General features: G+C 47.0%; 10 protein-coding genes. 1 reads left to right on the plus strand and 9 read right to left on the minus strand.

Translation table 11 applies throughout. From position 1 onward, the window contains the following. Window positions 1-14: 14 nt before the first annotated feature. The 7 genes from ACTHUT_RS11105 to ACTHUT_RS11135 form a co-directional block, all read right to left on the minus strand. Window positions 15-548, minus strand: coding sequence for a F0F1 ATP synthase subunit delta (locus tag ACTHUT_RS11105; RefSeq protein ID WP_049328782.1), 534 nt, complete (start codon window positions 546-548; stop codon window positions 15-17). Window positions 549-552: 4 nt separating this feature from the next. Further along, window positions 553-1,023, minus strand: a complete 471-nt coding sequence (locus ACTHUT_RS11110; RefSeq protein WP_004464459.1) for a F0F1 ATP synthase subunit B — start codon at window positions 1,021-1,023, stop codon at window positions 553-555. 73 nt (window positions 1,024-1,096) lie between these two features. Further along, entirely contained in the window at window positions 1,097-1,333 is a 237-nt protein-coding gene (atpE, locus tag ACTHUT_RS11115; RefSeq protein WP_003676106.1) for a F0F1 ATP synthase subunit C, read from the minus strand. Window positions 1,334-1,396: 63 nt separating this feature from the next. Then, entirely contained in the window at window positions 1,397-2,263 is an 867-nt protein-coding gene (atpB, locus tag ACTHUT_RS11120; protein WP_250601477.1) for a F0F1 ATP synthase subunit A, read from the minus strand. Then, a complete protein-coding gene (locus ACTHUT_RS11125) occupies window positions 2,253-2,606 on the minus strand; it encodes an ATP synthase subunit I (protein WP_250601479.1) in 354 nt (117 codons plus the stop codon). Before ACTHUT_RS11125 ends, atpB begins: the two co-directional genes overlap by 11 nt. 275 nt (window positions 2,607-2,881) lie before the next feature. After that, on the minus strand, window positions 2,882-3,742 hold the full coding sequence (locus ACTHUT_RS11130; RefSeq protein ID WP_250591609.1) for a ParB/RepB/Spo0J family partition protein: 861 nt from the start codon (window positions 3,740-3,742) through the stop codon (window positions 2,882-2,884). A 101-nt stretch (window positions 3,743-3,843) separates the two neighbouring features. Continuing rightward, window positions 3,844-5,628 carry a bifunctional chorismate-binding protein/class IV aminotransferase gene (locus ACTHUT_RS11135; protein WP_250601481.1) on the minus strand — a complete coding sequence of 595 codons (1,785 nt, stop codon included), beginning with the start codon at window positions 5,626-5,628 and terminating at the stop codon, window positions 3,844-3,846. A gap of 167 nt (window positions 5,629-5,795) precedes the next feature. On the opposite strand from ACTHUT_RS11135, the gene ppk2 reads away from it, so the two are divergent. Continuing rightward, a complete protein-coding gene (gene ppk2 / locus ACTHUT_RS11140; RefSeq protein ID WP_003683925.1) occupies window positions 5,796-6,725 on the plus strand; it encodes a polyphosphate kinase 2 in 930 nt (309 codons plus the stop codon). Between the two features lie 53 nt (window positions 6,726-6,778). Here the strand turns inward: ppk2 and ACTHUT_RS11145 are convergent, their stop codons facing one another. Both ACTHUT_RS11145 and ACTHUT_RS11150 read right to left on the minus strand, forming a co-directional pair. Next, window positions 6,779-7,213: a pyridoxamine 5'-phosphate oxidase family protein gene (locus ACTHUT_RS11145; protein ID WP_250601483.1), complete on the minus strand. Its 435-nt coding sequence runs from the start codon at window positions 7,211-7,213 to the stop codon at window positions 6,779-6,781. 51 nt (window positions 7,214-7,264) lie between these two features. Further along, window positions 7,265-7,822 carry a UbiX family flavin prenyltransferase gene (locus ACTHUT_RS11150; protein ID WP_049328788.1) on the minus strand — a complete coding sequence of 186 codons (558 nt, stop codon included), beginning with the start codon at window positions 7,820-7,822 and terminating at the stop codon, window positions 7,265-7,267. Window positions 7,823-7,980: the final 158 nt, after the last annotated feature.

A 7,980-nucleotide genomic window follows, 5' to 3' on the forward strand; every position in this document is an offset into this window, starting at 1 on the left:
GCATGAAAACTCTCCTAATTTGTCATAGTCGCATACAAAGCATTCAGTTTGCCTTGTACGGACAAATCCAAGACCTGATCACCCACTTCTACTTTGATGCCGCCGATTAATTCAGGGGCAACTTTAGCTACCACATCCAATTTGCTGTTGAAGCGTTTTGTCAGGATATCGGTAACATCGGCCAGCTGCTGAGAACTGAGTTCATATGCGCTGTAAATTACTGCCGATTTCGTATTGTTGTGTATCAAGGTCAAATCTTGATATTGGGCATAAATTTCCGGCAATACCAGCAAACGCTTTTGCTCGGCCAAAACGGTAATGAAATTTGCCAATTCGACATTTTTGATACCGACAAGACCTTTGAGCGTTTCTGCTTTTTCGGAAGCTCCCGTTTCCGGTTGCTCGATGAGAGCAATGACTTTCTCATCTTGAACAACCGCTGCGAGTTCTTTCAGTTCGCCCAACCAAGACTCGATTTGGTTTTTTTCCTGAGCCAGACTAAACAATGCTTTCGCATAAGGTCTGGCAATCGTTGCGAACTCTGCCATAAGATTACAGCTCCTGTTTTAAGGTACTGAGCAAATCTGCATGTTTGGAAGCATCAACTTCCTTACGCAAGATAGATTCCGCACCTTTAACAGCCAGTGTAGCAACCTGTTCGCGCAACACTTCGCGCGCACGGTTAACTTCTTGCTCCACATCAGCTTTTGCTTGGGCTGCAATGCGTGCTGCTTCATGAGAAGCTTGCTCTTTGGCTTCTTCTACAATTTTTGCAGCACGTTTTTCGGCGTTGGCAACCATTTCGGTTACCTGATTACGCCCTTCGGCCATAAGTTCTGCAACTTTTTTCTCTGCCTGCTCAAAATCGCTCTTACCGCGCTCGGCAGCAGCCAAGCCCTCGGCGATTTTTGCGGCACGCTCATCCAACGCTTTGGCAATCGGAGGCCATACGAATTTCATCGTAAACCAAACCAAGCCAAAGAAAACCAGGATTTGCGCAAATAAGGTTGCATTAATATTCACGTTACTTAACCTTCGTATCTGGGTTAATCAAACAGACCATAAGCCTGTATCTGAACGGATCGCTCCGTCTTGATTACGCAGCACCAAACGGGTTAACGAAGGCGAACAACAGGGCAATAGCCACACCGATCAAGAAGGCCGCGTCGATCAGACCAGCAATCAAGAACAGTTTGGTTTGCAGAGGACCGATCAGCTCAGGTTGGCGAGCAGAAGATTCCAAGTATTTAGAACCAACCATTGCGATACCGATAGAGGCACCCAATGCACCCAAGGCAACGATCAAACCACATGCGATAGCAATCAAACCCATTTTTAAACTCCTTAAGATAGTAAAGGTTAAACTACAAAAACAAACTACGAAAAAACTACTTGATTAGTGTGCATCATGCGCTTGTCCGATGTATACGAACGCCAACGCCATGAAAATAAATGCCTGCAAGGTGATAACCAAAATGTGGAAAATCGCCCAAGCCAAACCGGCAATCAGGTGGAACACAAATAAAATTGGATCCAAAGTCTCGATACTGCCGGTTGACGCCCATGCACCACCCAACAAAGCAATCAGCAGGAACACCAGCTCACCGGCATACATATTACCAAACAACCGCATACCGTGGGATACGGTTTTGGACAAAAACTCTACCAAGTTCAACAGAAAGTTGGCCGGAGCGAGCATCGGGCCAAAAGGTGCGCTGAACAATTCGTGAATCCAACCGCCAAAGCCTTTGATTTTGATATTGTAATAAATACATACCAACAATACGCCGATTGCCAAAGCCAAAGTCGTATTCAAGTCAGCAGTCGGTACAACGCGCAACAGTGCATGATGATTACCGGTAACGCCTTGCCATACCATCGGCAGCAAATCAACCGGCAACATATCCATGGCGTTCATCAGGAAAATCCAGACAAACAGGGTCAAACCCAAAGGCGCAACGGCTTTACGCGATTGTTCGTTATGAATAATACTCTTACACATGTTATCCACGAATTCGAACAAAATTTCAACAGCTGCTTGAAAACGACCAGGCACGCCAGCCGTTGCTTTTTTGGCACCGCGCCACAAAAGGAGGCTGCCGATTACGCCTAACAGAACAGCAAAAAAGATTGCATCAAGGTTAATGAACGAAAAATCAGCGATGTTTTTCAGTCCTTGACCCTGAGTAACATCCGACATACTGGTCAAGCTTTGCAAGTGGTGCTTGATGTAGTCGGCAGCGGTCATAGTTTCACCTGCCATAGTGTTTCACTCTCAACAATACTAAAAAAACCAAATGACTGACACTGAGTAACCCCAATAAGAATGGGAAAAATACCAGCGATTGATGCCATATCGCAAAAACGACCGACATAGATACCAGCGACAGCACTACTTTTAAAACCTCTCCACCGACAAAAATTGAACTTTGCAGATCGGGATTTCGTCGGGAAAACTTTAAAAGTAAAACTGCAACCAGGGTAGGTAAAATGTACGAAAATCCTCCCGCCAAAGCAGAGAGGAAGCCGGGCAACCCGGAAAATAACGCACAAACAACTGAAATTATTAACAATACAACTACTTGCAATGGGACTATTTGATTCATTGTACTTCACACCCCAAAACGCAAGGTAAATTAATATAATCAAGAAGTTTGTTAACGTCAAGCAATACGTTAATCTTTGTGAACCTTTCACAGATAAATGATTAACACATATAAAACAAATCTTTGCAGGAACGGAGTTTAACACAAATTACATGTTGCTACACAGATTTTATAGAAGATTTTGATTTGTATTGTAAACATCTGTACGACCAGTCCTTTTATCAAAAATTCAGGCCGTCTGAAATTTTTTTTCAGACGGCCTGTTTATAAAACCGTTAAAACTCTTGATTGATACCCAACTGCTTCAGCAAGTATTCAAATGTTTCCGGCGTATCAAAATGCAGTACGATTTTGCCTTTTTTCTGATTGCTGGTTTTGACTTCGACATTAACACCCAAACGCTCGGTCAGGGCATCATTAATGCGGCGGATATCCGGGCTGATGGTTTTGGCTGCTTCCGGTTTGGCTTTTTGATGCGCCAACTGGCTGCGACGTTCTACTTCGCGTACCGACCAACCGTTTTTGACGGCTTTTTGCGCCAACTCCAATTGGTCAACCACATGCAAGGTCAGCAACGCACGGGCATGACCCATTTCCAGACGGCGTTGATAAAGCATTTCCTGAACCGGCTCAGGCAGGCTCAACAGGCGCAGGCTGTTGGAGATGGCACTACGGCTTTTACCGACGGCTTTTGCGATGGTTTCGTGAGTCAGGCCGAATTCATCGGCAAGGCGTTTCAAACCTTGCGCTTCTTCAATCGGATTGAGGTTTTCACGTTGCAGGTTTTCAATCAAACCCATGGCCAACGCGGTTTCGTCGCTGATGGTTTTGATAACGACGGGAATTTCGGTCAAACCGGCCAACTGGGAGGCGCGCCAACGGCGTTCGCCGGCAATCAATTCATATTGAGACAGACCACGCTCACGTACGATAACCGGCTGGATAATGCCTTGCGCTTTAATGGAATCAGCCAGTTCCTGCAAAGCTTCATCATCAATTTGCACACGCGCTTGATAGCGGCCGGGCTGAATATCGGCGATGGCAACCGTTGTCAGGCGGTCGCTACTGCTGCTGTCCACTGCATTGGAAATCAGCGAATCCAAACCGCGTCCCAATCCACCTTTTGCTTTTGCCATATTGTTTTCCCTTTCAGACGGCCTCATTGTTGAAATGACGTATTCTATCGGATATTGCCGCTTTACGACAATTTGAATCACGATGATTTGACTATTGCCATTTATTTACGGAGCGAAACCGCAAACACGCCCCTTAAAGCGTTACTCAAGCAGATTTCTTCCGCATTTTCCAACATGGCACGCGTGATGTGTGTTTCCCTTATCGTATCCGCACCTAAATATAACTGTGGCTGCTTCAATACCGCTTGGCGCATTACCCCGTTCAAAATATCCAAATCCAAAGACGGCGTGAGCCATTGTCCTTGATATTTGACGAACACATTGCTTCTTCCACCCTCTAACAAAAGGCCGTCTGAATTGAAAAACAGACTGTCAAATGCGCCCTGCCCTTCTGCCGTTTTCCACGCTTGGTCAAAAATTTCACGGCGCGTGGTTTTGAAGCGGCGTAGATAATCGCGTTGGCTTAATGTGTGTTCACTCAAGATAACGTATTGCTGCCCATCCAATTCGGAAACAGCCGCATGACTCAATACAAGACCGTCTGAAAACAAAGCGGCTTTGACTCTAAATAACCCACTTGGCAACGCATCTATATAGTGTTGGATTTTCTCTATTGTATTTTCAGGCCAAGTCAGGTTGAGCGCTTGCGCCGAGCTGTTCAGACGGCCTAAATGCAAATCAAGCAAACGGCATTGTCTATCTTCCACACGCATGGTTTCAAAAATACCGAAATCAGGCCGCAATTCATTCAGAAAACGCGCTTTCCAACCGCACTCGCGATATTCGGCTTCAGGATCGCTATCAATCACAATCCCCGAACCCACGCCATAAATGCCTTGATAAAGGCCGTCTGAAACCGGCTTCAGGGATAAGGTACGAATCACAACATTAAATACGCCTTCAAATCCCAAACCTGTATCGCACGGATGCAAAAAGCCGATGCTGCCTGTGTACAAACCGCGCGGTTCGGATTCAAGAGACTCAATAATCTGCATACTCATGCGTTTGGGTGCGCCGGTAATACTGCCACACGGGAAGGCTGCACGGAGAATATCGGCAACCGAAACATCAGGCAGCGCCTGCGCCTCGATGGCACTGGTCATCTGCCAAACGCTGCCGAAACGGGAAACTTTAAACGGTTCAGGCACGCGTACTTTGCCCGTTTGCGCGATTTTGCCGAGGTCGTTGCGCAACAAATCGACAATCATCACATTTTCAGCGCGGTTTTTCGGGTCGTTTCGCAATTCAACGGCGCGGCGCTCATCTTGTCCGTCATGAAGAATCGGCGCAGTGCCTTTCATCGGCTCGGTTGTGATCAGGCCGTCTGAATCGATTTTGAGGAAAAGTTCGGGAGAAAAACACAAAGTCCACGCGTCCTGCCCTGCCCTGTCGGGCAGACAAGACAAAACGGCATACGGCACAGGCTGGCGCAAACGGCGGTAAAGTTGAATCGGATTACCGTAAGTTTGCAGGTGCAGGCGTGCGGTGTAATTGATTTGATAGGTATCGCCGCGGCGGATGGCTTCGTGGATTTGGTTGATATGCTCGAGATAATCGGCTTCAGATACGGAGAATCGGGGAGTGGAGACACCTGCCTCAAGGCCGTCTGAATGATTGTCTAGCCAGCTTTCGGCATCGATTTCAGAATAATCGGCAAACCAGTGCAAACGCAAATTGCCACTGCGCGCGGATGAAATATCCATCAGTGGCAATCCGAATTCGTAGTCTGCAAACAACACTGCATACAGGCCTTTTTTCCAACCTGCCTGCAAAACATCATCCAACGACGCCAGTTCGTTATGATGAAAAAGGCAGCTTTCCACATGATTTTGATAGAGTTTTGCACGACCGCTTAACGCATCGTCGAACAGGGCGAAATAAGGCATGATGTATTATACAAATAGGCTGATTATACGCTTTTTTTACAAAAATTATCAAACAAGCCGGAAAAAATCGCTTATGTGTAATTTTATGTAGGCTAATACAGCATAAAGAGGTAAAATCAAGTCATACCACACCATATCATTTAAAACTTAATCGATAAGGAGACTTTATGGCAGACCACCAATTAGAACCGTTCGAGAATGTTGAACTGGGCGAGAAACAAGACCAGCTGCAAGTATTCGAAAAGGCTGTTTTGGAACACGAAGGACGCGGCACTGACGAAGATTCCAGCAGTGCACCGCTTCCTGCCAACTACCCGTACAAACAACGTATGCGCCGCTCTGTTTACGAAAAAGAAAAACAGAAGCTGCAAATCGAATTGTTGAAAGTACAAAGCTGGGTTAAAGATTCCGGTCAGCGTATCGTCAGCCTGTTTGAAGGCCGCGACGCAGCCGGTAAAGGCGGTACCATCAAACGCTTTATGGAACATTTGAACCCACGTGGCGCGCGCGTGGTTGCTTTGGAGAAACCAACCACTACCGAACGCGGCCAATGGTATTTCCAACGCTACATCCAAAACCTGCCGACCGCTGGCGAAATGGTATTCTTCGACCGCTCATGGTACAACCGTGCCGGCGTAGAACGCGTAATGGGCTTCTGCGAACCTAACGAATACCTGCTCTTCATGCGTCAAACCCCTGAATTGGAACGTATGCTTGTTGCCAGCGGCATCCATCTGTTCAAATTCTGGTTCTCCGTATCCCGTGAAGAACAACTCCGTCGCTTCATCTCACGTCGTGACGACCCGCTGAAACACTGGAAACTGTCTCCTGTGGACATCCAGTCGCTCGACCGTTGGGACGACTACACCGAAGCCAAAAACGCCATGTTCTTCCACACCCACACCGGCGACGCGCCTTGGGTCATCATCCGTTCCGACGACAAAAAACGTGCACGTTTGAACTGTATCCGCTACTTCCTGCATCAGCTGGACTATCCGGGCAAAGACGTGAAAGCCATCGGCAAAGTGGACGAGAAAATCGTTTTGGTTCCTGATACACGTTACAAAGAAAAAACTGTCGATCTCGGACACGATTAATTTGTAACCTTACCAAAGGCCGTCTGAAATTTCATCTTTCAGACGGCCTTTTCTTAATCCTCGCGATTCCAGTACGTTTTTTGTGCGAATACCAATTTATTGTCAGTGAATTTCACACTGTCCAAATTCAATGCCCAAACATCGCTTTTCATTACTCTGGCAGCAGGATGCGCTTTGTAATACAAAGACTGCGCCGCTTTCAAATCCGCTTCATCCTCAATCAAAGCGGCAGTCGCCGCAAACTGAATGCCGCTGATTTTCGTGATGCTGTCAGGCTGTCCGGCAATGGTACCGGCTACTTTGGCTGACCGGCTCATCATTCCGCCATGTTTCGTTTTCAAAGATGTCAGCACAATCAATCGGGCATTCGCCTCATCAAATACATAAAAACAGCAAGCCGCCCAAACTTCGCCCTCTTCCGCAGCAGCAATACTGACGACATGATGATTGCTCAAAAACTTCACTATATTGGCAGGAATTGTTTGCATGATTTTTATCTTCCTTCTCAGTCGTAACTTATACTCAGGCCGTCTGAAACATCAGCCCTGCCAGCGCGGCACATTGTTTTGAATGATGCCGAGCAAGTCCAAAGCATGAGAGACGCTGTGTGTAATCATATCTTCGATGGATTCGGGCTTCTGATATAAAGCCGGAACGGGAGGAAACACAATGCCGCCCATCTCTGTCACGCGGCGCATATTTTCAATGTGCGCCAAGTTTAACGGCGCTTCACGCACCATCAACACCAGCTTGCGCCGCTCTTTCAACGTTACATCCGCCGCACGGCTGAGCAAATTATCGGCAAATCCATGAGCAACCGAAGCCAAAGTTTTCATTGAACACGGCGCAATCAACATTCCATCCGTCAAAAACGATCCACTGGCAATACTTGCCCCGACATTACGGACGGAATGCACAACATCCGCCAAAGCATAAACATCTTCCTTGGTGTAATCCGTTTCCAAAGCGCGGGTCATCTCCGCCCCTTGTGAAACCACCAAATGCGTTTCTACCTGATGCTCACGCAAAAGCTGCAAAGCTTTCACGCCATACTGAAAACCGCTGGCACCGCTGATGCCGACAACCAAACGCTTCATTGTATTTCCCTGTTTCGGCCTAAAGATAAATGAAAGGCAGATTCTCAAGACGAAAAAATAACCGCTAAAAAGCGGTTAGATTTTCTAATGTGGTGCCGACAGCGAGATTTGAACTCGCACAGCCTACGGCCACTACCCCCTCAAGATAGCGTGTCTAC

The organism is Neisseria sp. P0022.S010 (genome assembly GCF_051956635.1).

What these genes read in the sequence shown, in the direction of transcription:
- ACTHUT_RS11150 (WP_049328788.1), bottom strand. Translation starts at nt 7,822, where the DNA reads ATGAAGCGTTTGGTTGTCGGCATCAGCGGTGCCAGCGGTTTTCAGTAT.
- ACTHUT_RS11130 (WP_250591609.1), bottom strand. Translation starts at nt 3,742, where the DNA reads ATGGCAAAAGCAAAAGGTGGATTGGGACGCGGTTTGGATTCGCTGATT.
- ACTHUT_RS11105 (WP_049328782.1), bottom strand. Translation starts at nt 548, where the DNA reads ATGGCAGAGTTCGCAACGATTGCCAGACCTTATGCGAAAGCATTGTTT.
- ACTHUT_RS11135 (WP_250601481.1), bottom strand. Translation starts at nt 5,628, where the DNA reads ATGCCTTATTTCGCCCTGTTCGACGATGCGTTAAGCGGTCGTGCAAAA.
- ACTHUT_RS11125 (WP_250601479.1), bottom strand. Translation starts at nt 2,606, where the DNA reads ATGAATCAAATAGTCCCATTGCAAGTAGTTGTATTGTTAATAATTTCA.
- atpE (WP_003676106.1), bottom strand. Translation starts at nt 1,333, where the DNA reads ATGGGTTTGATTGCTATCGCATGTGGTTTGATCGTTGCCTTGGGTGCA.
- ppk2 (WP_003683925.1), top strand. Translation starts at nt 5,796, where the DNA reads ATGGCAGACCACCAATTAGAACCGTTCGAGAATGTTGAACTGGGCGAG.
- ACTHUT_RS11145 (WP_250601483.1), bottom strand. Translation starts at nt 7,213, where the DNA reads ATGCAAACAATTCCTGCCAATATAGTGAAGTTTTTGAGCAATCATCAT.
- atpB (WP_250601477.1), bottom strand. Translation starts at nt 2,263, where the DNA reads ATGGCAGGTGAAACTATGACCGCTGCCGACTACATCAAGCACCACTTG.